Annotated in this window: 14 protein-coding genes and 1 rRNA gene; 3 read left to right on the plus strand and 12 right to left on the minus strand. The window is 73.9% G+C overall.

All coding sequences use genetic code 11. The features are described 5' to 3' along the window. Nucleotides 1-20 precede the first annotated feature (20 nt). Nucleotides 21-1,598, minus strand: a complete 1,578-nt coding sequence (locus tag ACFV4F_RS26675) for a S8 family serine peptidase (RefSeq protein WP_380445390.1) — start codon at nt 1,596-1,598, stop codon at nt 21-23. A gap of 194 nt (nt 1,599-1,792) precedes the next feature. On the opposite strand from ACFV4F_RS26675, the gene ACFV4F_RS26680 reads away from it, so the two are divergent. Then, nucleotides 1,793-6,523 (plus strand): ATP-dependent helicase, encoded by a 4,731-nt coding sequence (locus ACFV4F_RS26680; protein ID WP_380506065.1) that lies wholly within the window; start codon nt 1,793-1,795, stop codon nt 6,521-6,523. 73 nt (nt 6,524-6,596) lie between these two features. Here ACFV4F_RS26680 and ACFV4F_RS26685 read toward each other — a convergent pair whose 3' ends face one another. The 9 genes from ACFV4F_RS26685 to ACFV4F_RS26725 form a co-directional block, all read right to left on the minus strand. Further along, complete coding sequence (locus ACFV4F_RS26685) at nt 6,597-6,890, minus strand: hypothetical protein (RefSeq protein WP_380506068.1); 294 nt, start codon at nt 6,888-6,890, stop codon at nt 6,597-6,599. A 69-nt stretch (nt 6,891-6,959) separates the two neighbouring features. Next, complete coding sequence (locus ACFV4F_RS26690; protein WP_359964922.1) at nt 6,960-7,328, minus strand: helix-turn-helix transcriptional regulator; 369 nt, start codon at nt 7,326-7,328, stop codon at nt 6,960-6,962. A gap of 335 nt (nt 7,329-7,663) precedes the next feature. Next, nucleotides 7,664-8,170 carry a CinA family protein gene (locus ACFV4F_RS26695; protein WP_380445387.1) on the minus strand — a complete coding sequence of 169 codons (507 nt, stop codon included), beginning with the start codon at nt 8,168-8,170 and terminating at the stop codon, nt 7,664-7,666. A 14-nt stretch (nt 8,171-8,184) separates the two neighbouring features. Beyond that, a complete protein-coding gene (gene pgsA, locus ACFV4F_RS26700) occupies nt 8,185-8,823 on the minus strand; it encodes a CDP-diacylglycerol--glycerol-3-phosphate 3-phosphatidyltransferase (RefSeq protein ID WP_380445386.1) in 639 nt (212 codons plus the stop codon). Then, nucleotides 8,820-10,313, minus strand: coding sequence for a 30S ribosomal protein S12 methylthiotransferase RimO (rimO, locus tag ACFV4F_RS26705; RefSeq protein WP_380445385.1), 1,494 nt, complete (start codon nt 10,311-10,313; stop codon nt 8,820-8,822). The genes pgsA and rimO overlap by 4 nt, the downstream gene beginning before the upstream one ends. Nucleotides 10,314-10,410: 97 nt before the next feature. Then, complete coding sequence (locus ACFV4F_RS26710) at nt 10,411-11,268, minus strand: RodZ domain-containing protein (protein WP_329924323.1); 858 nt, start codon at nt 11,266-11,268, stop codon at nt 10,411-10,413. A 276-nt stretch (nt 11,269-11,544) separates the two neighbouring features. Further along, entirely contained in the window at nt 11,545-14,223 is a 2,679-nt protein-coding gene (locus tag ACFV4F_RS26715) for a DNA translocase FtsK (protein ID WP_380506071.1), read from the minus strand. A 154-nt stretch (nt 14,224-14,377) separates the two neighbouring features. Beyond that, a complete protein-coding gene (locus ACFV4F_RS26720; RefSeq protein WP_380445405.1) occupies nt 14,378-15,016 on the minus strand; it encodes a response regulator in 639 nt (212 codons plus the stop codon). Between the two features lie 351 nt (nt 15,017-15,367). Then, nucleotides 15,368-19,885, minus strand: a complete 4,518-nt coding sequence (locus tag ACFV4F_RS26725) for a HAMP domain-containing protein (protein WP_380445404.1) — start codon at nt 19,883-19,885, stop codon at nt 15,368-15,370. Between the two features lie 575 nt (nt 19,886-20,460). On the opposite strand from ACFV4F_RS26725, the gene ACFV4F_RS26730 reads away from it, so the two are divergent. Next, complete coding sequence (locus ACFV4F_RS26730) at nt 20,461-23,022, plus strand: SpoIIE family protein phosphatase (protein ID WP_380445383.1); 2,562 nt, start codon at nt 20,461-20,463, stop codon at nt 23,020-23,022. A 373-nt stretch (nt 23,023-23,395) separates the two neighbouring features. Further along, the gene (locus tag ACFV4F_RS26735; RefSeq protein WP_380445382.1) at nt 23,396-23,959 is read left to right on the plus strand and encodes an acetate uptake transporter; all 564 of its coding nucleotides are present in this window, start codon (nt 23,396-23,398) and stop codon (nt 23,957-23,959) included. Here ACFV4F_RS26735 and ACFV4F_RS26740 read toward each other — a convergent pair. Together ACFV4F_RS26740 and rrf are read right to left on the minus strand one after the other, a co-directional pair. Further along, nucleotides 23,952-24,800 carry a phosphatase PAP2 family protein gene (locus tag ACFV4F_RS26740; protein WP_380498318.1) on the minus strand — a complete coding sequence of 283 codons (849 nt, stop codon included), beginning with the start codon at nt 24,798-24,800 and terminating at the stop codon, nt 23,952-23,954. The two genes, ACFV4F_RS26735 and ACFV4F_RS26740, sit on opposite strands and share 8 nt — an antisense overlap. A gap of 61 nt (nt 24,801-24,861) precedes the next feature. After that, nucleotides 24,862-24,948, minus strand: a 5S ribosomal RNA gene (rrf, locus tag ACFV4F_RS26745); the annotation flags it as partial.

Consider the following 24,948-nt stretch of genomic DNA (forward strand, 5'->3'; position numbering starts at 1 on the left):
CCCGGTCCGCGGGAGGAGCGCTACCGCGGCAGCGCCAGCAACCCCGCGCCGAAGTACTGCCGGTCCCCGCACGCGTACGGCCCCGGCGGGCAGGCGGCCGCGGCCGTGGTGGCCAGCAGGGCGGCGAGTCCGGCCGAGCCGTAGTCCGGGTGGAGCGCGGCGGCCACCGCGACCGCACCCGTCACGTGCGCGGCCGCCATCGAGGTGCCGGCCAGCGCCGCGTACTGCCCGCCGGGCCAGTCGGAGACGATCGCGCCCTGCGGCCCGCCGTCCGGGTCCCCGCCGGGCGCGGCCAGCGAGACCCTGCCGCGCCCGTAGTTGGAGTACGCGGAGGGGCGGCCGTCCCGGTTGACGGCGGTGACGGTGACGACGCCGGGCAGCTCGCCGGGCAGCCTGACGCATTCGGTACCAAGGTGGCGGGACTGCGCCGGGCCGGAGACCCGGTCGTTCGGACTGCGCTCGTCCGTCCTGGCCGCGCCGAGGTCCTGCCCGTCGTTGCCCGCCGAGGCGACGACGACGGCGCCCTTGCGCTGGGCGTAGGCCGCGGCCCGGCCGACGGCGGCGATCAGCGCGGCCTGGTCGCGGTCCTCCGGGCAGTTGTACTTCCACGGGTCGGCGAAGTAGCTGTTGTTGATCGCCCTGGCGCCGTGGTCGGCGGCCCACAGCATGCCGCAGACGATGTTCTCCGCGTAGTACTGGCCCAGCGGCCCGAGCAGCCGGACGGCGGCGATCCGCACGCCCGGCGCGACCCCGGTGACGCCCCGGCCGTCCCGGACGGCGCCGACGATCCCGGCGACGTGGGTGCCGTGCCCGCTCTCGCCGACCCCGGGGTCGGGCCGCCAGGAGCCGGTGCGCGGGTCGGGGCGCCCGTCGGCGCACGAGGCGGAGGCCTTGGGGTCGACGGCGGTCCTGAGGTCGGGGTGGGTGTCGTCGACGCCGGAGTCGAGCACCGCGACGAGCACCTTGTGCAGCGCCTCCGGCGCCGGCCCGGCGGGCCCGGCCGGCGCGGCGGTCGCGTCGCCGCCCCCGGCGCCGGGGGCGCCGAGCATGGTGAGGTTCCAGCCGTCGTGCTCGGCGGGGTCGGGCACCGTGAGGGTGGTGTCCTCCTGCCGCTCGGACAGTTCTGCGGTGTCGGTCCCGCCGGAGCGCTCCGCCCCGCCCGACCGGTCCGCGCTGCTGCGCCCGGCGCGTTCGGTGCCGGCCGCGAAGTCCCCGGCGCCGTCCAGCGGGCGCGGCGGGCCGACCACCGGCGCGGTGCGGGTGGCCCCGACGGCGGCGATCCCGGGCCTGGCCCGCACCTCGTCCGCGAAGCCGCCGGGGGCGTACGCCAGTACGGCCCCGATCTGCGGGTACTCCTGGACGACCTGCCCGCCCGCCGCGCGGGCCTCGGCCCCGGCCAGGGCCGCGCCGGCGGCGTCGTCCCGTCCGGCCAGCACCAGGTAGCTGAGGTAGACCCGGCCGCTGCCGGACACGTACGGCACGGCGCCGCCGACCACGAGCGCGGTGAGCAGCATCGCCAGCAGGACCCGGACGGGCCCGCGGGCCCCGCGGCGGGGGGCGCGGACGGGACCTGTTCCGGACGGGTTCACCTGCGCCATCGCACGGTCTCCGCTCGTCGGTCCCGCGGGCGCGCGGGTGATCATGGGCTGGAATCATCACCATATGAGCGGATTGTCTTTTTTGCTCCTTTAACTACACCTCCTTTCGCTGCACCGCCCACCGCACCGCCCCACCCACCCGGCGCTCCCCCGCCACCCGCCCGGTTGTCGGTCCCACCCGGCACCATGGGGGCATGGCGCCCCAGCAGCTGACCCCGCCGGCCGACCGGCCGGACGAACCGCAGGACGACCCGCTCGCCGGGTTCGCCCCCGCCACCCGGGCCTGGTTCACCGGCGCCTTCCCCGCGCCCACCACCGCCCAGGCCGAGGCCTGGCGCGCCATCGGACGGGGGACGGACGTCCTGGTGGTCGCCCCCACCGGCTCCGGCAAGACGCTCGCCGCGTTCCTCTCCGCCCTGGACCGGCTCAGCAGCACCCCGCCCCCGGCCGACACCAAGCGCCGCTGCCGGGTCCTGTACGTCTCGCCGCTCAAGGCCCTCGCCGTGGACGTCGAGCGCAACCTCCGCGCCCCGCTGACCGGGCTCCGCCAGGCCGCCGTCCGGCTCGGCGTGCCCGAACCGGACGTCCAGGTCGCCATCCGCTCCGGCGACACCCCCGCCGCCGACCGCCGCCGCTTCGCGACCCACCCGCCCGACATCCTGATCACCACCCCCGAGTCGCTCTTCCTGCTGCTCACCTCGGCCTCCCGGGAGGCGCTGCGCGGCATCGACACCGTGATCCTCGACGAGGTCCACGCGGTCGCCGGCACCAAGCGCGGCGCCCACCTCGCGCTCAGCCTGGAGCGCCTGGACGAGCTGCTGGACCGCCCGGCCCGCCGGATCGGCCTGTCCGCCACCGTCCGCCCGGTGGAGGAGGTGGCCCGCTTCCTCAGCCCGCAGCGCGGCGCCGCCGTCGTCCAGCCCGCCGCCGCCAAGGAGTTCGACCTCTCGGTCGTCGTGCCCGTCCCCGACCTGGACGACCTGCCCGCCGCCCCCGCCACCGGCGGCTCCTCCGACAGCGATCCACAGCGCCAGAGCTCGATCTGGCCGCACGTCGAGGAGCGGATCGTCGACCTCGTCCAGGCGCACCGCTCGACGATCGTCTTCGCCAACTCCCGCCGCCTCGCCGAGCGCCTGTGCAACCGGCTGAACGAGATCGCCCACGAGCGCGCCACCGGCGCCGCCGCCCCCGAGGCGCACGCCCCCGCCCAGCTGATGGGCGGCTCCGGCGCGGCCAGGGGCGTCCCGCCGGTGCTCGCCCGGGCCCACCACGGCTCGGTCTCCAAGGAGCAGCGGTCCCTGGTCGAGGAGGAGCTGAAGGCCGGCCGGCTGCCCGCCGTGGTCGCCACCTCCAGCCTGGAGCTGGGCATCGACATGGGCGCCGTCGAACTGGTCGTCCAGGTCGAGTCCCCGCCCTCGGTGGCCTCCGGCCTCCAGCGGGTCGGCCGGGCCGGCCACCAGGTCGGCGCCGTCTCCACCGGCGTCTTCTTCCCCAAGTACCGCGGGGACCTCGTCCAGTCCGCCGTGGTCACCGAACGCATGCGGGCCGGCCGGATCGAGGCCCTGCGCGTCCCGCGCAACCCGCTGGACGTCCTCGCCCAGCAGCTCGTCGCCATGACGGCGCTGGACACCTGGCCGGTGGACGACCTGCTCGCCGTGGTCCGCCGCGCCGCGCCGTTCGCCACCCTCCCGCAGTCCGCCTTCGACGCGGTGCTCGACATGCTCGCCGGCCGCTACCCCTCGGACGCCTTCGCCGAGCTGCGCCCCCGCCTGGTCTGGGACCGCGTCGCCGGCACCGTCACCGGCCGCCCCGGCGCCCAGCGCCTCGCCGTCACCTCCGGCGGCACCATCCCCGACCGCGGCCTGTTCGGCGTCTTCATCGCCGGGACGGACCCGAAGAAGGGCGGCGGCCGCGTCGGAGAGCTGGACGAGGAGATGGTCTACGAGTCCCGCGTGGGCGACGTCTTCACCCTCGGCACCACGTCCTGGCGGATCGAGGACATCACCCACGACAAGGTCCTCGTCACGCCCGCCCCCGGAATCCCCGGCCGGCTCCCGTTCTGGAAGGGCGACACCCTCGGCCGCCCGCTCGAACTCGGCCGCGCCCTCGGCGCGTTCACCCGCGAGCTGGGCGCACTCGCCCCCGCCGACGCCACCGAGCGCCTCAAGCGGGCCGGCCTCGACGACTGGGCCGCCGGGAACCTGCTCGACTACCTCGCCCAACAGCGCACCGCCTGCGGCCACCTCCCGGACGACCGCACGATCGTCGTCGAGCGCTTCCGCGACGAACTCGGCGACTGGCGGATCGTCATCCACTCCCCCTTCGGCGCCCAGGTGCACGCCCCCTGGGCCCTCGCCCTCGGCGCCCGGCTCCGCGAGAAGCACGGCCTCGACCCGCAGGTCATGCACGCCGACGACGGCATCGTGCTCCGCCTGCCCGACGCCGACCTGCTCGCTCCCGACTTCGACTTCGCCGGCCCGTCGCAGCGGTCCGCCCCGGACAGCGCCCCGGACGAGGCCCCGGTCGGCGCCGACGCCGCCCTCTTCGACCCCGGCGAGATCGAGCGGCTCGTCACCGACCAGGTCGGCGGCTCCGCCCTGTTCGCCTCCCGCTTCCGCGAGTGCGCCGGCCGCGCCCTGCTGCTCCCCCGGCGCAACCCCGGCCGCCGCACACCGCTCTGGCAGCAGCGCCAGCGCGCCGCCCAGCTCCTCGAAGTCGCCTCCGAGTACGGCTCGTTCCCGATCGTCCTGGAGGCCGTCCGCGAGTGCCTCCAGGACGTCTTCGACGTGCCCGGCCTGGTCGAGCTGATGGGCGACCTCGAATCCCGCGCCGTCCGCCTGGTCGAGGTCACCACCCCCGAGCCCTCCCCCTTCGCCCGCTCCCTGCTCTTCGGCTACGTCGCCCAGTTCCTCTACGAGGGCGACTCCCCGCTCGCCGAGCGCCGCGCCGCCGCCCTGTCGCTCGACTCCCGGCTGCTGTCCGAACTCCTCGGCCAGGCCGAACTGCGCGAACTGCTCGACCCGCAGGTGCTCGCCGAACTGGAGGCCGAGCTCCAGCGCCTCACCCCCGAGCGCCGGATCAAGGACGCCGAGGGCGTCGCCGACGCGCTGCGCCTGCTCGGCCCGCTCGCCGAGGCGGAGCTCGCCGCCCGCGGCGCCGAGCCGCTCTGGGCCCTGGAGCTGGAGGCCGCCCGCCGGGTCATCCAGGTCCGGATCGCCGGCGAGCAGCGCTGGGCCGCCGTCGAGGACGCCGGACGGCTGCGCGACGCCCTCGGCACCCCCCTGCCCGTCGGCGTCCCCGAAGCCTTCACCGAACCGGTCAAGGACCCCCTGGGCGACCTCCTCGCCCGGCACGCCCGCACCCACGGCCCGTTCACCGCCGCCGAGGCCGCCGCCCGCCTCGGCCTCGGCACCGCCGTCGTCACCGGCGTCCTGCGCCGCCTCACCGCCATCGGCCGCCTCGTCCAGGGCGAATTCAGGCCCGTCGAGGGCCACACCGCCACCGTCGAGTGGTGCGACGCCGAGGTCCTGCGCCGCCTGCGCCGCCGCTCCCTGGCCGCCCTGCGCCAGGAGGTCGAGCCCGTCCCGCCGCGCGCCCTGGCCGCCTTCCTCCCCCAGTGGCAGCACCTCGCCGGCCACCGGTTGCGCGGGCCGGACGGTCTGCTCCGGGTGGTCGAACAGCTCCAGGGCACCGCCCTGCCCGCCTCCGCCCTGGAGAAGCTGATCCTCCCGGCCCGCCTCGCCGACTACTCCCCCGGCCTGCTGGACGAACTGATGGCGGCCGGCGAGCTCGGCTGGTGCGGCGCCGGCGCCCTGCCCGGCAAGGACGGCTGGATCAGCCTCCACCTGGCCGAGAACGCCCACCTGCTGCGCCCCGAGCCCGTCCCGCCCGCCGTCACCCGGCTGCACGGCGCCCTGATGACCGCCCTCACCGGCGGCTACGGCCTGTTCTTCCGCCAGCTGGTCGAGCGGCTCCGCGCCGACGGCGACGAGACCCCCGAACCGGAGGTCGTCGAGGCCCTGTGGGACCTCGTCTGGGCCGGCTACGTCAGCAACGACACCCTCGCCCCGCTGCGCGCCCTGCTCGGCTCCGGCCGGACGGCGGGCGCCACCGCCCACCGCGCCCCCAGGGCCACCCCGCGCGGCCGCTACGGCGGGGCCGGCCGCGCCTTCGGCCGGGCCGGCGGCGCCCTGCGCAGCGGCCCGCCGACGGTGGCCGGCCGCTGGTCGCTGCTGCCCGCCCCGGCCGCCGACCCCACGGTCCGGGCCACCGCCCAGGCCCAGGCCCTGCTGGACCGCCACGGCCTGCTGACCCGGGGCACGGTGGCGGCCGAGCGGGTCCCGGGCGGCTTCGCCGGGGTGTACCGGGTGCTCGCCGCGATGGAGGAGCGCGGGCGCACCCGCCGCGGCTACTTCGTCGAGGGCCTCGGCGGCGCCCAGTTCGCGATGGAGGGCGCGGCCGACCGGCTGCGGTCGGTCAACGGCCGGCTGGAGCGCACCCGGGCCACCGAATGGCCGGCCGGCCCCGCCGCCGAGCCGCCGCAGGTGCTGGTGCTCGCCGCCGCCGACCCGGCGAACGCCTACGGCGCCGCGCTGCCCTGGCCCGAGCCCCCGGCCGCCCCCGGCGCCAAGGAGGCCGGGGCGCACCGGCCCGGCCGCAAGGCGGGCGCCCTGGTGGTGCTGGTGGACGGCGAGCTCGCCCTGTACGTCGAGCGCGGCGGCAAGTCCCTGCTGGCCTGGCCGGAGGACGGGGCCACCCGGGCGTCGGCGGCCGCCGCCCTGGCCGGTGCTGTCCGGGAGGGCGCGCTCGGCAGCGTCACAGTCGAACGGGCCAACGGCGAGCCCGCCCTCGGCTCGGAGCTCGGCGCGGCCCTGGAGGAGGCGGGCTTCCACGCCACTCCGCGCGGGCTGCGCCTGCGTCCGTGAACCCCGCGGGACCGGTGCCCGGGTACGCCGAAGGCCGCGGAGTCAACGACCCCGCGGCCTTCCCGCACGCTTCTCACCCGATCGGGGGCGTCGGCGCCTCCATTCGGCCCACGGCCCCGCGGGCCCCGCGGCGGACCGGTCCGGTCGCGCTCCGGTCGGCGTGGACCGGGATCAGACCGAGCCCCCAGCCGCCGGCCGCGAGCAGGCCGAGCACCGCGCCGTCGGCCAGCTGCCCCCGGACCACCAGGAGCCACCAGACCAGCCCGGCCGACAGGACCACCAGGACCCAGCGGGCCGGCCACGGCACCAGGCGCCGCAGCAACGGCCGTATTCGGGCCACCGCGTGCGCCGTCGCGTCTCTCCGCACGACCGCCCTCCTTCGCTCGCCCCGGGCCCTGCCCTGCGTCGAGCAGGCGTGCCGGGAGTCGAGGCCGGATCAGGCGGCGACCACGTCCATCGCGGCGGCCTTGGGCGACATGGTCGCCCGGTCGGCGCCGGGGGCGGGCAGCGGTACCGGTTCGAGCACCGGCCTCAGCAGATCACCTTCGGAGAGGGTGGCCATCGCCGCAAGTTCGGCGAGCGACAGTTCGTCGCTGACCTCACGCATGACCTCGGACATCCGGACGTCGAGCGCGTCGCAGATGGCGGAGAGCAGCTCGGACGAGGCCTCCTTCTGTCCCCGCTCGACCTCGGAGAGGTAACCGAGCGAAACCCTGGCGGCCGCCGACACCTCGCGGAGTGTGCGGCCCTGGCGCTGGCGCTGCCGACGCAGTACATCGCCCAGTAGGCGACGGAGCAGGATCATCGGTGCCTCCCTCCTCGGACTGCGGATCGAGATGTCACGCCCCCACCGTACCGCCTTGCCCGCTTCGCGTGCGGGGACCCTGGTCGTGTTCACTCTGGGCTGCAAGGCTGTCCCCCTCCTCGTTCCGGTGTCGTACCCGGGTCCGCGGGCCCCTCGTGGTACCCCTCGCGGGCCGCCCGGCCACCGTCACGCAACTCGTTCTCCACCTGGTTTCTGCCCAACCAGGCTGTCGGATGTAACACGATCCTGCGGCTCCACCGTCCCCGCACGCGACTTCGGGCGGATCCCGGTCGGCAGGGATCGGGACGGACGGGGTCCTGGGCCGTGCCTTCGGCTCAGGCCGGCAGCCGACCGGCGAGCAGTTCCAGCGCGGCGGTCACGGCCCCGTGACGGATTGTGGCACGCCCCCCGGACAGCCGGGGCGAACTGACCAGAGTTCCCCCCGGACCGGCGAGCGCCAGGTGTACGGTGCCCACCGGCTGCCCGTCCTGCGGCTCCGGCCCGGCCACCCCGGTCGTCGCGAGCCCGTACGTCGCCCCCAGCAGCCGCCGGACGCCCTCGGCCATCTGCCGGGCCACCACCGGGTGCACCGGCCCGTGGACGTCGAGCAGGCCCTCGTCCACCCCGAGCACCGAGGCCTTCAGCTCGGTCGCGTACGCCGTCACCGATCCCCGGAAGGTCGCGGACGCCCCGGGGACGTCGACCAGCGCGGCCGCCAGCAGCCCGCCGGTCAGCGACTCGGCGACGGCCACCGTGCTGCCCCCGCCGCGCAGCGCCGCGTGCACCCGCTCGGCCAGCGCGTAGTCCGCGGTCGTGTGCTCCGCAGTCCCGTGGTGCGTCACCAGGCCCCCCTCGTTCACCGGTCCGCGCGCTCCGCGGCCATTCCCTCGCGGCGCAGGCGCAGCGCCTGCCCGATGTAGTCCAGCGCGGTGCCGACGGTCAGCAGCACCGCCAGGCCCATCAGCACGGCCCGCGCGGTGGCGAGCCACCCGGTCAGCTCCAGCACGTACATGCCGACCGCGATGCCCTGGGCCAGGGTCTTGAGCTTGCCGCCCCGGCTGGCCGGGATGACGCCGTAGCGGATCACCCAGAAGCGCATCAGCGTGATGCCGAGCTCGCGGGCGAGGATCACCGCGGTGACCCACCAGGGCAGGTCGCCGAGGACCGACAGACCGATCAGCGCCGAGCCCATGATCGCCTTGTCGGCGATCGGGTCGGCGATCTTGCCGAAGTCGGTGACCAGGCCCTTGCGCCGGGCGATCTCGCCGTCGAACAGGTCGGTGATCATCGCGATGGCGAAGGAGGCCCAGGCCACCGAGCGCCACTTGGGGTCGTGCCCGCCGTCGGCGAACAGCAGCGCCACGAAGACCGGCACCAGCAGCAGCCGGAGCATCGTGAGCATGTTGGCGATGTTCCAGACGGCCGGCGCCGGCGGCAGCGCGGCGGCCGGTCTGTCCGGATGGGCCGCGGGCGGGGCGCCGGGCCCCTTGGTCATTCCCCGGCTCCCGGGGCCTGCCGGACCCGCACCGGCTCCAGGGCCTCGGCGATCAGGTCGACGCCCTCGCTGGCCACCACCCTGGCCCGCCAGAACTGGCCGACCCGAGGGTCCTCGACGCCGGTGAGGGTGGTCAGACCGTCCGTCTCGGGGGCCTGGTGGGCGGCGCGGCCCTCGACCACGTCCTCCTCGACCGACTCGATCAGGACCTCGACCTCGGTACCGATCCGCTGCTCGGCGCGCTGCGCGGTCATCTCCTCGGCGAGCCGGCTGAGCCGGTCCAGCCGGTCGGCGATCACGTCCTCGGCGAGCTTGCCGTCGTAGGTCGCGGCCTCCGTGCCGTCCTCGTCCGAGTAGCCGAAGACGCCGATCGCGTCGAGCCCGGCGTGCGTGACGAAGCGCTCCAGCTCGGCGAAGTCCTCCTCGGTCTCACCGGGGAAGCCGACGATGAAGTTGGAGCGGGCGCCGGCCTGCGGGGCCTTGTCCCGGATGGTCTTCAGCAGCTCCAGGAACTGGTCGGTGGAGCCGAAGCGGCGCATCCGGCGCAGGACCGCCGGCGCCGAGTGCTGGAAGGACAGGTCGAAGTAGGGCAGGACGTCGGCGGTGCCGGTCATCGCGTCGATCAGGCCGGGGCGCATCTCGGCGGGCTGCAGGTAGGACACCCGGACGCGCTCGACGCCGTCGATCTCCGCGATCTCGCCGAGCAGCGTCTCCAGCAGGCGGATGTCGCCGAGGTCCTTGCCGTACGAGGTGTTGTTCTCGCTGACCAGGACGACCTCGCGGACGCCCTGCTCGGCCAGCCACTTGGCCTCGTTCAGGACGTCGGAGGGGCGGCGGGAGATGAACGAGCCGCGGAAGGCCGGGATGGCGCAGAAGGAGCAGCGGCGGTCGCAGCCGGAGGCGAGCTTGACCGAGGCGACCGGGCTGTCGTCCAGCCGCTTGCGCAGGGTGCGCGGGCCGGAGGCGGGCGCGAGGCCCTCGGGGAGGTCGTCGATCGGCTCGGCCGGGGTCTCGGCGGGCCCGTGGCCGGGCAGCGCGACGGTCTCGGCGGCGGACTGCCGCTCGGCCGGGCTGATCGGCAGCAGCTTGCGGCGGTCGCGCGGCAGGTGCGGGGCGTGGTGGCCGCCGGAGAGGATGGTCTGGAGGCGGTCGGAGATGTCGGCGTAGTCGTCGAAGCCGAGGACCCCGTCGGCCTCGGGCAGCGCGTCGGCGAGCTCCTTGCCGTAGCGCTCGGCCATGCAGCCGACCGCGACGACGGCCTGGGTGCGGCCGTGCCCCTTGAGGTCGTTGGCCTCCAGCAGGGCGTCGACGGAGTCCTTCTTGGCGGCCTCGACGAAGCCGCAGGTGTTGACTACGGCCACGTCGGCTTCGGCGGCGTCGTCGACCAGTGACCAGCCGTCGGCCTCCAGTCGCCCGGCGAGTTCCTCGGAGTCCACCTCGTTGCGGGCGCATCCGAGCGTGACAAGGGCGACAGTACGGCGTTCAGGCATAGGCCCAAGATTAACGCGCGGCTCCCGGTGCCGTTCGCCCCGGAGGCCGCGCGCCTCGATAACACGATCTTCTGCGGGCCCCGCCCGGTGCCGGTGGTCAGCCCGCCTGCGGGTCTCCGGGGGTGTACGTGACGTGCACCACCTGCCCGTCCTTGCCGAGCAGACCGAGGTCCTTGCCGTTGACGTACGCGTGCACGGCCCCGCCGTTGCCGAGCACCAGCTTGATCTGCTTGGGGTCGGTGAAGGTCTGGTCCTGGCCGTCGCTGATGTTGTTCTGGAACAGCGACTTGCCGTTCCCGTCTATGGCCGAGACCCAGCTGGTGCCCTCGGCGACCAGCTTCACGGTGACCTTGTCGGCCGGGACGGCCGCGATCGCCGCGGCGCTCGGCGCGGGGGCCGGGGGCTGCACGGAGGGCGAGGGCGCGGGGGCGATCGAGCCGGTGCCGGTGCCGCTGGGCAGCGGCGCGCTGGCCGAGCCGGTGCCGGTGTGGCCGCCCTTGCCGCTCACCAGGTTGAAGCCGATCAGGGCGACCACCGCGACGATCGCGGCGACCATGGCGGCGGTCCAGTTCGGCCGGCCGCGGGAGGGCACCTTGATCGGGCCGCTCTCGATCAGCTGGGTGGGCCGCTTGGAGGCCGGTGAGCCGCCGTGCGCGGCGTCGTAGCGGGCCACCAGGGCCTCGCCGTCCACGCCGACCTCGCGGGCGATCGCACGGATGTGCCCGCGGGCGTAGAAGTCGCCGCCGCAGCGGCCGAAATCGTCCTCCTCGATGGCATGCACGATCGGCACCCGGACGCGGGTCGCCGTACTCACCTGATCCACCGTGAGTCCGGCCTCCAGCCGGGCGGCGGACAGCACCCGGCCGATGCTCGGGGCATCGGCCGCCTGGACCGCGTCGCTCGGCTCTGCGGACGACGGGGCGTTCTCGCGGTCGGGGGACTTGCCGATGGTCACGGGGCACGCCTTTCGAGCGGATGGCCACCTGCTGGGGAACAGTCTAGGGGCGTGGACGGATCGATTCTCAAGCGGAACAGGCCCGAATGCGCGCACCCGCCCCGATCGGGGTGGGGCCCCGCAGACGGCCGGTCGGCGGGGTCACGCAGGGGGAGCACGGTGATCGCTTTCCGGCCAGTGACGCGGTGCGCGGACGTTCGGTTCCCGCCCTGGCGCCTACCCTCCTCCGAACGAGTGACACCTCGTCCGGGACACCCGCCTCCCGCGCCCGGTCCGTCAGCCGCGCAGGGTCACCAGCACCCCGTCGAGCTCGTCCGGCTTCACCAGCACGTCGCGCGCCTTGGAGCCCTCGCTCGGGCCGACGATCCCGCGTGACTCCATCAGGTCCATCAGCCGGCCCGCCTTGGCGAAGCCGACCCGGAGCTTGCGCTGGAGCATCGAGGTCGAGCCGAACTGGGTGGAGACCACCAGCTCCGCGGCCTGGATCAGCAGGTCGAGGTCGTCGCCGATCTCCTCGTCGATCTCCTTCTTCGGCCCGCCGCCGACCGTGACGTCGTCCCGGTAGCGGGCGGCCAACTGGTCCTTGCAGTGCTGCACCACCGCGGCGATCTCGGCCTCGGTGACGAACGCGCCCTGCATGCGGATCGGCTTGCCGGCGCCCATCGGCAGGAAGAGCGCGTCGCCCTTGCCGATCAGCTTCTCGGCGCCGGGCTGGTCCAGGATGACCCGGGAGTCGGCCATCGCGGAGGTCGCGAAGGCCAGCCGGGACGGCACGTTGGCCTTGATCAGACCGGTCACGACGTCCACCGAGGGCCGCTGGGTGGCGAGCACCAGGTGGATGCCGGCCGCGCGGGCCAGCTGGGTGATCCGGACCACCGAGTCCTCGACGTCGCGCGGGGCGACCATCATCAGGTCGGCCAGCTCGTCGACGATCACCAGCAGGTACGGGTACGGCGTCAGCTCGCGCTCGCTGCCGAGCGGCGGGGTGACCTTCCCGGCGCGCACCGCCGCGTTGAAGTCGTCGACGTGCCGGAAGCCGAACGCCGCGAGGTCGTCGTAGCGCATGTCCATCTCGCGCACCACCCACTGGAGGGCCTCGGCGGCCTTCTTGGGGTTGGTGATGATCGGTGTGATCAGGTGCGGGATGCCCTCGTAGGCGGTCAGCTCGACCCGCTTGGGGTCGACCAGCACCATCCGCACCTCGTCCGGGGTGGCCCGGGCGAGGATCGAGGTGATCAGGCAGTTGATGCAGGAGGACTTGCCCGCGCCGGTCGCCCCGGCCACCAGGATGTGCGGCATCTTCGCGAGGTTGGCCATCACGGTGTGGCCCTCGACGTCCTTGCCCATGCCGACGACCATCGGGTGGGTGTCCTCGGCGGCCGTGCGCGAGCGCAGCAGGTCGCCGAGGTTGACCATCTCGCGGTCCCGGTTGGGGATCTCGATGCCGACCGCGGACTTGCCCGGGATCGGGCTGATGATCCGCACGTCCGCGCTGGCCACCGCGTACGCGATGTTCTTGGCGAGCGCGGTGATCCGCTCCACCTTGACGGCCGGGCCGAGCTCGACCTCGTAGCGGGTGACCGTCGGGCCCCGGGTGAATCCGGTGACCTTGGCGTCCACCTTGAACTCGGCGAACGTGCTCGTGAGCTGGGCCACCACCTCGTCGTTGAGGGCGCTGCGGGGCTTGGCCGGGCCGCCGCGCTCCAGCAGGTCGAGCGGGGGCAGGCTGTAGGTGATGTCGCCGGAGAGCTGGAGCTGCTCCATCCGCACCGGGGCGCGGCCGTGCTCCTCGGGCGCGCCCGGGCCGCCGCCGCGGGCCGCCGGGACGAGGGCCTCCTCGGGCGGGGCGGTGCGGTCCTGCACCTGGTGCATCATGTCCGCCACCGCGGAGGAGGCGGGCACGCCGTAGACCAGCGCGCCGTCCAGGTCGGCGGCGGCGCCCGCGGCGAGGTTGCGGGTGGTGAACGGGTCGTCGACGTCCTTGTCGAACGAGACGGGCTCGGGGCCCGCCTCCGCGCCCTCGGGCTCCTCGGACTGCGGCTTGCGCCGGCGGCGGCGCCGACGGGCGGCCACCTCGTCGACCGTGTCCTCGGAGTCGACGCTGAACGGCAGCGCCGACGGGTCGGCGTCCTCCGGCGGATCCGTGGACAGTTCGCGCTCCGGCGCACGCCCCTCGCCGTACTCGTCCTCCGGCCCCGGCTCGACCACGCCGAGCCGCACGCCGGCGGAGCGCAACCGCTCGGGGATGCGGTTGACCGGGGTGGCAGTGACCACCAGCAGGCCGAAGAAGGCCAGCAGCAGGAGCAGCGGCACGGCCAGCGCCGGGCCCGCGGCGGCCATCATGGGCGTCGACGCGGCCCAGCCGATGATGCCGCCCGCCGCCCTTATCCGGGACGCGCCGCTGCCCATCGTGGGCGCGCCGCAGCCGATGTGGACCAGGCCGAGGACGCCGACCACCAGCGCGCTCAGGCCGATCACGATCCGCCCGTTGGCCTCCGGCAGCTCCGGGTGGCGCCAGAGCCGGATCGCGATCCCGACCAGCAGGAACGGCACCAGCACGTCGAGCCGCCCGAACAGCCCGGACACCACGGCGGTGGCCGCCTCGCCGAGCCAGCCCTGCGGGCTGAACCAGGTCCCCGCGGCCGTCACCAGGCCGAGCGCGAACAGCACGAGGCCCAGCCCGTCCTTGCGGTGGGCCGGGTGGAGGTTCTTGGCACCGTCGCCGACGCCCCGGAAGATCGCGGCGATCGGGCTCGCGAGCCCGTTGAGGGCGCGCAGGAGTATCGACCTGTTCGGCGGCGGTGGCGGGGCCGACCTGGCCGCCGTCTTCTTCGCGGGTGCCTTGCGGGGCGCCGCCTTCTTCGCCGGCGGTTTGCCCGGAGTCCTCGCCGCGGCCTTCTTGGACGGTCCCGGACTCGTCTTACGTGCTGCGTTTCCGGGCGTACGAGTGGCCATGGGTCAGCAGCCTACCGGTGCGGGCCACCGGTGCACATGTGGCGAGCCGGGGCGCCCCGACGTGTCGCAGACACTCCGTCACGCTGACCGGAATTCACCCGGACGCCCGCGCGCTCCACCCGGTCGGGCCGGCCGGCGCGGCTCCTGCGTACCCCTACGAGCTGCCCGGGCGCAGCGCGTCCAGGGCCCGGCGCAGCCCGGCCAGCTTCCGCTCCAGGTGCGCCGCGGTGGCGGCCACCCCCGAGTCGGCGCTGCCGTCCAGCTGCTTGCCCAGCGCCTCCGCCTGCTCCTCGACCGCCGCCAGCCGCGCGGACAGCTCGCCGAGCAGCGCCCCGCCGAGGGCCGGCTCTCCGCCGCCCGCCTCCAGCTCCAGCCGCAGCAGCGCGGCCTGCTCCTTCAGCTGGCAGTTCTTCACGTACAGGTCGACGAAGACGGAGACCTTGGCGCGCAGCACCCACGGGTCGAACGGCTTGGAGATGTAGTCGACCGCGCCGGCCGCGTAGCCGCGGAAGGTGTGGTGCGGGCCGTGGTTGATCGCGGTGAGGAAGATGATCGGGATGTCCCGGGTGCGCTCGCGGCGCTTGATGTGGGCGGCGGTCTCGAAGCCGTCCATGCCCGGCATCTGGACGTCCAGCAGGATCACGGCGAAGTCGTCGGTCAGCAGCGCCTTGAGCGCCTCCTCGCCGGACGCCGCGCGCACCAGCGTCTGGTCGAGCGCCGACAGGATCGCCTCCAGTGCCAGCAGGTTCTCCGGCCGGTCGTCGACCAGGAGGATCTTCGCCTTCTGCATCAGGGCCCGCCCTCCTGTCGCCTGCCTGCCCGGTGAGGGCACTCGCGTACTGCCCACCGCTACCCCGGTCATGCTAGCCGCACCCCCTCGCCCGGCACATCGCTCCGTCGCGACCCGGCTGCGTCGGACCCGATCGGGACCGGTGCACGGCCGGTGCTCCGGCGCACGCTCAGCAGTGTGTCGCCGTCCGGTCACTGTTCGCAACGATCGGTGACCCTACCGGGTTCCCGGCCCTCCCCGCCAGCAAACCGATCTCCGGCCCGGCGTACGCCCCGGAGTCCGCCTCCCGGTGCGCGCCCCGCCGGCGGCCCGTCGCCCAAGTCCCGCTTGGGAAACGGGACCTGGGGTACGCGCTCAGGGCCGGTCGGGCCGCAGCCACTCGTGCATCACCGCCAGCAGGTGGTCGGTCTCCACCGGCTTGGTGATGTGGTCGGTGGCGCCCGCCGCGAGGGACTTCTCGCGGTCGCCCTTCATCGCCTTGGCGGTCAGCGCGATGATCGGCAGGCCGGCGAACTGGGGCATCCGGCGGATCGCCTCGGTGGTCGCGTAGCCGTCCATCTCCGGCATCATGATGTCCATCAGGACCAGCGCGACGTGCTCGTGCTGCTCCAGCATCTCGATGCCCTCGCGCCCGTTCTCGGCGTACAGGACGGTCAGGCCGTGCTGTTCCAGGACGCTGGTGAGGGCGAACACGTTGCGGACGTCGTCGTCGACGATCAGCACCTGCTGGCCGCCGAAGCGCGCGTCGGTGCGGCCGGGGCGCAGCGGGACCGGCTCCACCGGGCGGCCCCCGGCGGGGAGGTCCAGGGCGGCGGTGCGACGGCGCTCCACGGCGCCGCGGCGGCGCTCCTCGGCGAGTTCGCGGACCTCCTGGGCCCAGTGATCGGCCGGGTTCTCGCCCACCGGGACGGGAACGCCCACCGGGGTCACGCCGACGGTGGCGCGCAGCACCGGGGTGTTGGGCACGGCCGCCACGGCGGCGCGCTCGGTGGGCGGGGTGTCCGAGGACTCGGTGCGCAGCGGCAGGTAGAGCGTGAAGGTCGAGCCCCTGCCGAGCTCGCTCTCGACGTGGATCTCACCGCCGAGCAGCCGGGCGATCTCCCGGCTGATCGAGAGGCCCAGGCCCGTTCCGGCGTACTTGCGGCTGATGCCGCCGTCGGCCTGCTTGAAGGCCTCGAAGATCTCCCGCAGCTTGTTGCCGGGGATGCCGATGCCGGTGTCGGAGACGGCGAAGGCGATCAGCGGGTCGTCCGGGTCCTTGATCGAGCCGGACTCCAGCAGCTGCTCGCGGACGTGCTGGGGCACGTCCGGCCCGGCCGGGCTGATCGAGAAGTCGACGGCGCCCGCGTCGGTGAACTTGACCGCGTTGGAGATCAGGTTGCGCAGCACCTGCTGGAGCCGCTGCTCGTCGGTGTGCAGGGTGACCGGCAGCGCGGGCGAGACCCGGACGGCGAAGTCCAGGTTCTTGTCCAGCGCGACCGGCTGGAAGGTGGCCTCGACGTAGTCGACCAGCTGGACCAGGGCGATCCGGCTCGGGCGGACGTCCATCTTGCCGGCCTCGACCTTGGACAGGTCGAGGATGTCGTTGATCAGCTGGAGCAGGTCGGAGCCGGCGCCGTGGATGGTGTCGGCGAACTCGACCTGCTTGGGCGAGAGGTTGCCCTCGTTGTTGTCGGAGAGCAGCTTGGCCAGGATCAGCAGCGAGTTGAGCGGGGTGCGCAGCTCGTGCGACATGTTGGCGAGGAACTCGCTCTTGTAGCGGGAGGCCAGGGCGAGCTGTTCGGCGCGCTCCTCCAGGACCTGGCGGGCCTCCTCGATCTCGCTGTTCTTGATCTCGATGTCGCGGTTCTGCTGGGCGAGTTGCTCGGCCTTCTCCTGCAACTCCTCGTTGGTGCGCTCCAGTTCCTCCTGGCGGGCCTCCAACTCGGCCGAACGCATGGAGAGTTCCGCGGTGAGCCGCTGGGACTCCAGCAGCAGGCCCTCGGTCTTGGTGTTGACGCTGATGGTGTTGACGGTGACGCCGATCAGGTCGGCGATCTGGTTGAGGAAGTCGAGGGCGACGGTCGTGAACGAGCTGAAGGTGGCGAGTTCGATCACGCCGAGCAGCCGGCCCTCGAACAGCACCGGCAGCACCACGATGTGGGCCGGCGAGGCCTCGCCGAGGCCCGAGGCGATCTTGAGGTACCCGGGCGGCGCCTCCTTGAGGATGATCGCCCGCTTCTCCACCGCGGCCTGGCCGATCAGCGACTCGCCGGGGCGGAAGGTGGTCGGCATCGCGCGCCGCTGGTAGCCGTAGCTGCCGATCAGGCGCAGCACGGTGTCGTTCTCGTCGTCGTCCTCGGTAATCAGCTCGGCGGTGCGGCCGGCCGGCTGGGCGAGGAAGAACGCGCCGTGCTGGGCGGAGACCACCGGGGTGAGCTCGGTCATGATCAGCGAGGCGACCGCCTCCAGGTCCCGGCGGCCCTGGAGCAGGCCGGAGATCCGGGCCAGGTTGGTCTTGAGCCAGTCCTGCTCCTGGTTGGTGCGGGTGGTCTCGCGCAGGTTGGCGATCATCTGGTTGATGTTGTCCTTGAGCTCGTCGAGCTCCCCCGCGGCGTCGACGTCGATCCGCAGGCTCAGGTCGCCCCTGGTCACGGCGGTGGCGACCTGCGCGATCGCGCGCACCTGCCGGGTCAGGTTGTTGGCCAGCTCGTTCACCGACTCGGTGAGGTCCTGCCAGGTGCCGTCCACCCCGGGCACCCGGGCCTGGCCGCCGAGGCGGCCGTCGGTGCCCACCTCGCGGGCGACGCGGGTGACCTCGTCGGCGAACGCGGACAGCTGGTCGACCATCGTGTTGATGCTGGTCTTGAGCTGGAGGATCTCGCCGCGCGCGTCGACGTCGATCTTCTGCGACAGGTCGCCGCGGGCCACCGCCGTGATCACCAGCGCGATGTTGCGGACCTGGCCGGTGAGGTTGTTGGCCATCAGGTTGACGTTGTCGGTCAGGTCCTTCCAGATGCCGGCCACGCCGGGCACGCTCGCCTGGCCGCCCAGGGTGCCGTCGGTGCCGACCTCGCGGGCGACCCTGGTCACCTCGACGGCGAAGGACGAGAGCTGGTCGACCATCGTGTTCAGCGTCCCGGCGAGCGTCGCGATCTCGCCCTGCGCGTCGATGGTGATCTTCTTCGAGAGGTCGCCGCGGGCCACCGCCGAGGCGACCTCGGCGATGTTGCGCACCTGCCCGGTCAGGTTGGACGCCATGAAGTTGACGTTGTCGGTCAGGTCCTTCCAGATGCCCGACACCCCCCGCACCCGGGCCTGGCCGCCCAGGATCCCCTCGGTGCCCACCTCGCGGGCGACGCGGGTCACCTCGTCGGCGAACGCCGACAGCTGGTCCACCATCGTGTTGACGGTCGTCACCAGCTCCAGGATCTCGCCCCGGGCGTCGACGGTGATCTTCTTCGAGACGTCGCCGCGCGCGACCGCCGTGGTCACCTCGGCGATGTTGCGGACCTGGCTGGTCAGGTTGTTGGCCATCAGGTTGACGGAGTTGGTCAGGTCCTTCCAGGTCCCGGACACCCCCGGCACGCTCGCCTGGCCGCCGAGGATGCCCTCGGTGCCGACGTCCCGGGCCACCCGGGTCACCTCGTCCGCGAACGCCGAGAGCTGGTCCACCATCGTGTTGATGGTGTTCTTCAGCTCCAGGATCTCCCCGCGCGCGTCCACCTGGATCTTCTGCGACAGGTCGCCCTTGGCGACCGCGGTCGTCACCTGGGCGATGTTGCGCACCTGATCGGTGAGGTTGTTCGCCATGAAGTTGACGTTGTCGGTCAGGTCGCGCCACACGCCCGCCGCGCCCGGCACCTGCGCCTGGCCGCCGAGGCGACCCTCGGTACCCACCTGGCGGGCCACCCTGGTCACCTGCTCGGCGAACCCGGACAGCTGGTCCACCATCGTGTTGATGGTGTTCTTCAGCTCCAGCATCTCGCCGCGCGCGTCCACCTCGATCTTCTGCGAGAGGTCCCCGCGCGCCACCGCCGTCGTCACCTGGGCGATGTTCCGCACCTGGCCGGTCAGGTTGTCGGCCATGAAGTTCACCGAGTCGGTCAGGTCCCGCCAGACCCCGGCCACGCCCGGCACCTGCGCCTGACCGCCGAGGCGGCCCTCGGTCCCGACGTCCCGGGCGACCCTCGTCACCTGCGCCGCGAAGCCGTTGAGCTGGTCCACCATCGTGTTGACGGTGTTCTTCAGCTCCAGCATCTCGCCGGCCACCTCGACGGTGACCTTGCGGGACAGGTCGCCCTTGGCCACCGCCGTCGTCACCTGGGCGATGTTGCGCACCTGGGCCGTCAGGCGCCCGGCCATCGTGTTGACCGAGTCCGCCAGGTCCTTCCAACTGCCCGACACGCTGCGGACCTTGGCCTGACCGCCCAGCTTGCCCTCGGTACCGACCTCGCGGGCCACCCGGGTCACCTCGTCGGTGAACTCCGAGAGCTGGTCCACCAGCCCGTTGACCGTCCGCCCGATCTTCAGGTACTCGCCGCGCAGCGGGTGGCTCACCCCGTTGCTGTGCAGCGAGCGCAGCTCCATCTTCTGGTCCAGGTCACCCTCGGCGATCGAGGTCAGCACCCGGCCCACCTCGGCCATCGGACGGGCCAGGTCGTCGATCAGCGCGTTGCAGTTGTCGACCGCCGCCATCCAGGCGCCCTCGCCCGCACCGGTCTCCAGCCGCTCGTTCAGCCGGCCCTCGCGGCCCACCGCCCGCCGCACCCGGGCCAGTTCACCGGTCAGGTGCTGGTTGCGCTCGGCCACCTCGTTGAACACCGCGGCGATCTCCGCCAGCGGCCCGTCCCCCGGCACCGTCAGCCGGCGCCGGAAGTTGCCGTCGCGCATCGCCGTCAGCGCCGACAGCAGCTTGCGCAGCTCCGCCGGTTCCGCGCCCCGGCCGTGGTTCGCTCGCCGGCCGGCCGCGCTCCGCGGCGCGGCCCCGGGGCGAGCACCGCGCTGGGCGGCCTGCGTCGTACCGGTTGCGTCCTTGGTGGCCGAACTCAACGGGCCCCTCCCACGTCGTGAACTGTCCGGTGGCCCTCCGCGCCCCGGCGGACCGGGGCCCGGGCACCGCCCCGGCTTGGGCTGCGCACCGGCCGCACCTCACGACGCACCGGCACCCGCGTCGACCGTACTGTCCCGACCGACCGTCGCGGACCCCCCAGTCTGGCAGCACCGGCCCCGGGTATACGGCCGGTTGCACACGGTTGTTACCGCCTCTCCCGAAACGCGTGGGCAGAATCACCCTCTGGTGCCCGTTTCGACGCCCCGCCCCCACGGGGAACCAAGCGGAAAGTAGGGTGGAGCGCTGCACCGGGCCACGACCCGTCCCAGCGCCGCCGCCCACCCGCCGGCGCGTACCGGGAGACGGCGCCGCACCCGGACAGCCAGGGCAAGAGCAGCAGAGGAGAAGTGGCAACGTGGTCACCGCGCGCGCAGCCGCCACCTTCGACCCCGACGGCAGGTCCGCGGCCGCCGCCCGGGGCTTCGTCCGGGACGCGCTGCTCGGCTGGGGGCTGCCGGAGGTCGTCGACGACGCCGTCGTCCTGGTCAGCGAACTCGTCACCAACGCCGTCGTGCACGCCGGCACCGCCGCCGAGGTCGGCTGCCTGCGCGAGGAGGGCACCGTCCGGATCGAGGTCACCGACCACCACCCGGAACGCGGCCTGCCCGCCTTCACCGACGGCCCCGTCACCTCCTCCGACCGCTACGCCGACCCCGACGGCGAGGGCGGCCGCGGCCTGCTGATGTGCTCCGCCCTCGCCGAACGCTGGGGCGTCGAGTACGCGGCCGGCCGCAAGACCGTCTGGTTCCGCCTCGCCCTGCCGGTCCCCGTCGCCGGCACCCGCTACGCCGTCCCCGCCACCCCCGGCAGCGACCTGCCCAGCGGCCCCGGCCCGGTGCACGTCGCCGTCGTCCAGCTCGACGACGACGGCCGCGTCCTCGCCTGGAACCCGGACGCCGAAGCCCTCTTCCGGCACCCCGCCGACAGCGTCCTCGGCCGCCCGTGGGCCGACCTCGCCGTCTGGCCCGACACCCCCGCCCGCGGCCTCGGCCTCGCCGAGACCCTGCGCCTCGCGCGCTGGGAGGGCGGCTTCGCCGTCCGCCGCGCCGACGGCCGCACCGAGGAGGTGTACGGCGTCCAGGTCCGCGTCCGCGACACCGAGGGCGTCCCCTCCACACTCTGCCTGCTCGTCCTCGAACCCGACCGCGCCGTCCTGCGCTCCCCCGCCCGCGCCCTGCCCGGCGACCGCACCGACCCGGCCGGCCCCCGGCTCGACCTGCTGGCCGGCCCGGTCGCCACCGACGACCTCGACACCCTGCTCCAGCGCACCGTCGAACGCGCCCGCGACCTGCTCGACGCCGACGCCGCCTACCTGCTCCTCACCACCGAGGACGAGACCGAGTTCGAGGTCCGCGCCGCCACCGGCCTCACCACCGGACACCGCCGCCACACCCGCTTCCCGGTCGGACACGGCAACCGCTACGACTCCGCCCGGCTGCCCACCGTCCACGACGACCTGATCGCCCGTCCGGCCGGACCGGCCCTCCTCGACGGCAGCGGCATGCGTTCCCTGGTCACCGTCCCGCTCAAGGTCGAGGGCCGGCTGATCGGCTCCCTCGGCATCGCCACCGCCGCCCCCGGCCGCTACGACAACGAGGACGCGCTGCGCCTGCAGTTCGCCGCCGACCGGGTCGCCCTCGCCGTCGAGAGCACCCGCCTCACCGAGCTCGAACGACTGCGCCGCGGCTCGCTCTCCTTCCTCGTCGAAGCCTCCGACCTGCTCGCCGGCACCCTCGAACACGAGCAGACCCTCGCCCTGATGGCCCAGATGGCCGTCCCCACCCTCGCCTCCTGGTGCGCCGTCTACACCAAGGGCGACCACGGCGCCGCGCCCAACCTCGCCTTCGTCCTGCACGAGGACGAGGACCGCATCGACGCGCTGCGCGGCCTGCTCGACAAGACCCCCGCGCCCGACCCCGGCCCCGCCCACAGCGCCCGGTTCTGGCCCGCACCCACCGAGACCGCCGCCGCCGGCGGACTCACCGACAGCCCCGAACTCGCCGGCGTGCTCGGCGAGACCGTCGTCCTGCCGCTCACCGCCCGCAACCGCGTCATCGGCCTGCTCGCCCTCGGCACCCCGGCCGGCGTCCGCTTCCGCCAGGAGATCCTCGAACTCGCCGAGGACCTCTCCCGCCGGGCCGCCCTCGCCCTCGACAACTCCCGCCTCTACTCCGAGCGCACCGCGACCAGCCAGGCCCTCCAGCGCAGCCTCCTGCCACCCGACCTGCCCGAGATCCCCGGCGTCGAGGTGGACGTGTACTACCAGGCCGCCGGCGAGGGCAACGAGGTCGGCGGCGACTTCTACGACCTGTTCACCATCCGCGAGGGCACGTACGGCTTCGCCATCGGCGACGTCTGCGGCACCGGCCCCGAGGCCGCCTCCGTCACCGGCCTGGCCCGCCACTCGCTGCGCCTGCTCGCCCGCGAGGGCCTGGACGCCCCGCAGGTCCTCACCCGGCTCAACGCGGCCATCCTGGACGAGGGTTCGCGCAGCCGCTTCCTCACCCTGCTCTACGGCGAACTGACGCCCCGACCGGACGGCAGCACCGAACTGTCCCTGGTCTGCGCCGGCCACCCGCTGCCGCTGCGGCTGCGCACCGACGGCCAGGTCGACCGCGCCGCCACCCCGCAGCCCCTGCTCGGCGTCATGGACGACCTCGACCTCACCGCCGAGCACCTCGTGCTCGCCCCGGGCGAGGTCCTGCTCTGCGTCACCGACGGCGTCACCGAACGCCGCGAGGGCCGCCGGATGCTGGGCGACGACGGCCTCGCCGAGGTCCTCACCGGCTGCACCGGCCTCACCGCCGGGGCCGTCGCCATGCGCGTGCAGCGCGCGGTCGAGCGCTTCGCCCCGGAGCCGCCGTCCGACGACATGGCGATCCTGACGCTGCGGGTGCCCGCCCAGCGCACGAGCTGAGCGCGACGCACCCGTGCCGACCGGGTCGGCGCCGGGGCGGACCCGCCGGACCGCCGCCACTGAGCAGAACTGCCACGGCCGGACCCGGCCGGCGGCCCATCGTGAGCGTTCCACAGCTGACGGCGCCACAAATTGTGCGATTCACAAGGGTACAAGCCTGGTCGGCCCGGGTACACCGACCTCAGCGGGGACTTCCCCCCACCCCTCGGCCCGGAACATTCGGCCCTCGGCCCACCACCTCTGACCGCAGCCCGCGCACGCTCCTGCCGTGCGCCCTCGGCGCGGTCGCGCGCACCTTCTCGCAACCACTCCTTCGGACCACTCCACTGCGTTGACTGCGCCCTGCGCGCGCCCAGAGTGAAAGGAGCCTCCGGTGAGCAACGACGCCTCCGGGGCAACGAACGCCCGTCCCACCGGAGCCGACGCGGGTAACCTCGGCTACCTCGCACTCGGCCTCACACTTCTCGCCTACGGCCTGCTCTCGACCGGAATCCTCAAGGGCACCGGCGCCGGGGACGCGGCCCACCTCGCCCACGTCGTCGGCGGCATCACCCTGTTCGTCGCGGGCCTCTGGCAGCTCCGCGGCGGCGAGGGCTTCACCGGCACCGCGTTCACCAGCCTCGGCGCCTTCTGGGCGACCTGGTCGGTGGCCGGCGGCGCGAGCAAGAACGCCGCCGGGCTGTTCCTGCTGCTGTGGGCCCTGCTCGCCCTCACCCTCACCGCGGCGAGCTGGGGCGCGGGCCTGTACAGCCGGGCCGTCTACGGCCTGCTGACGCTGTCCCTGCTGGTCGCCGCCATCGGCGCGTTCGGCGGCCACGGCAGCCTCACCAAGCTCGCGGGCTGGGTCGCGGCGCTCTCCGGGCTCATCGCCTGGTACGGGGCCACGGCCAGGCTGAGCAACGGCAAGTGGGGTCGGATCGCGCTGCCGCTCAAGTGACCTGCCCGGTCCGCGAACCGGACCCGCTGCGGGGCCGGTCCTCCGTCTCGTCGACGGAGGGCCGGCCCCGCCGGCGTGCCGTCAGCGCCAGGACGGCGTACGCGAAGAGCAGGATCGTCACGGCGACGATGCCGTCCGCCCAGAAGTGGTTGGCGGTCACGACGACCACGGCGACCGTCAGGACGGGGTGCAGCACCACCAGCCAGCGCAACGGACTCCGCGCCACCCGGATCACCGCCACCGCCGCCAGCACGCACCACGCCACGTGCACCGACGGCATCGCGGACAGCTGGTCCGCCACCACCACGCCGCCGACCGCGCCGCCGTACACGGACTGCCCGTACTGCGCGGCCACGTCGACGAAGCCGTTCTCCGGCAGCATCCGCGGCGGTGCCACCGGGATGAACTGGACCAGGAGGCAGACCGCCGTCGTGATCACCACGGTGTTCCGCACCCACGCGTACCGCTCGCGGTGCCGCAGGAACACCCAGAGCAGCACCACCAGCATGACGCCGAAGTGCATGACCGCGTAGTAGTAGTTCGCCAGCCGCACCAGCACCGGGTACGGCGTGATCGCGGCCTGCCACGACGCCTCGTCCGGCAGCCCGACCGCCAGCTCCGTCCGGTGGATCCACTCCGCCCGGTCCAGCGCGTGGTCCGCGCTCATCACCGACAGGTGCCCCACCAGCTGCCACAGCGCGAACAGGGCGAGCAGAGTGCCGGCCTCGCGCAGGAGCGCCGACAAGGACGGCTTCCGGACCCTCGCGGCGACGTACGCGCCGCCGTAGAGAACAACGGCGGTGCCCCCGGCGGACTGCCAGGTCAGGGTCAGGTTCTGCATTCGCAGAGGGTAACGCAAAAAGACCCACTCCCGATCGGGAGTGGGTCTTTTTGGAATGATTGTTCGGCGGCGTCCTACTCTCCCACAGGGTCCCCCCTGCAGTACCATCGGCGCTGTGAGGCTTAGCTTCCGGGTTCGGAATGTAACC

Origin of the sequence: Kitasatospora sp. NPDC059722, assembly GCF_042733235.1 — a bacterium.
In the GTDB taxonomy this organism is placed as follows: Bacteria; Actinomycetota; Actinomycetes; order Streptomycetales; family Streptomycetaceae; genus Kitasatospora.

Excerpts from the sequence above, each read along its gene's own strand:
- ACFV4F_RS26675 (WP_380445390.1), bottom strand. The coding sequence starts at position 1,598 with ATGGCGCAGGTGAACCCGTCCGGAACAGGTCCCGTCCGCGCCCCCCGC.
- ACFV4F_RS26680 (WP_380506065.1), top strand. The coding sequence starts at position 1,793 with ATGGCGCCCCAGCAGCTGACCCCGCCGGCCGACCGGCCGGACGAACCG.
- ACFV4F_RS26690 (WP_359964922.1), bottom strand. The coding sequence starts at position 7,328 with ATGATCCTGCTCCGTCGCCTACTGGGCGATGTACTGCGTCGGCAGCGC.
- pgsA (WP_380445386.1), bottom strand. The coding sequence starts at position 8,823 with ATGACCAAGGGGCCCGGCGCCCCGCCCGCGGCCCATCCGGACAGACCG.
- rimO (WP_380445385.1), bottom strand. The coding sequence starts at position 10,313 with ATGCCTGAACGCCGTACTGTCGCCCTTGTCACGCTCGGATGCGCCCGC.
- ACFV4F_RS26715 (WP_380506071.1), bottom strand. The coding sequence starts at position 14,223 with ATGGCCACTCGTACGCCCGGAAACGCAGCACGTAAGACGAGTCCGGGA.
- ACFV4F_RS26725 (WP_380445404.1), bottom strand. The coding sequence starts at position 19,885 with ATGCGCGACGGCAACTTCCGGCGCCGGCTGACGGTGCCGGGGGACGGG.
- ACFV4F_RS26740 (WP_380498318.1), bottom strand. The coding sequence starts at position 24,800 with ATGCAGAACCTGACCCTGACCTGGCAGTCCGCCGGGGGCACCGCCGTT.